Source organism: Rhizobium ecuadorense (assembly GCF_001187535.1).
Lineage (GTDB): Bacteria > Pseudomonadota > Alphaproteobacteria > Rhizobiales > Rhizobiaceae > Rhizobium > Rhizobium ecuadorense.
The window spans coordinates 1-238 of record NZ_LFIO01000532.1 but is presented as its reverse complement, the minus strand read 5'-3'; the positions used below and the strand labels follow the sequence as shown (position 1 = coordinate 238).

The 238-nt window shown below is 65.5% G+C and carries 1 pseudogene; it reads left to right on the top strand.

From position 1 onward, the window contains the following. A pseudogene (locus AF337_RS40210) lies at positions 1-160 on the top strand (cobalamin biosynthesis bifunctional protein CbiET); the annotation flags it as partial. Positions 161-238: the final 78 nt, after the last annotated feature.

Here is a 238-nt window from a genome sequence, read left to right as displayed (position 1 = left end):
GACTGCTGCTGGCTTCGGTCAGTCGCGACTTACGGTGCTCGAGGCGCTTGGCGGCGTTCGGGAACGGCAGAGAAGTGCTGTGGCTGCGGATTTCGATCTCGTGGACATCGATCCTCTGAATGTCTGCGCACTCGATATCGCGGCAGGGGAGGGGGCTCGCCGAGGCATTTGCGGTTCGCGCGGCCGAAGTCACAGTGGTGGCCCGAAACGCGGCTGCCGTGCAGGGGCCAGGCGAGCA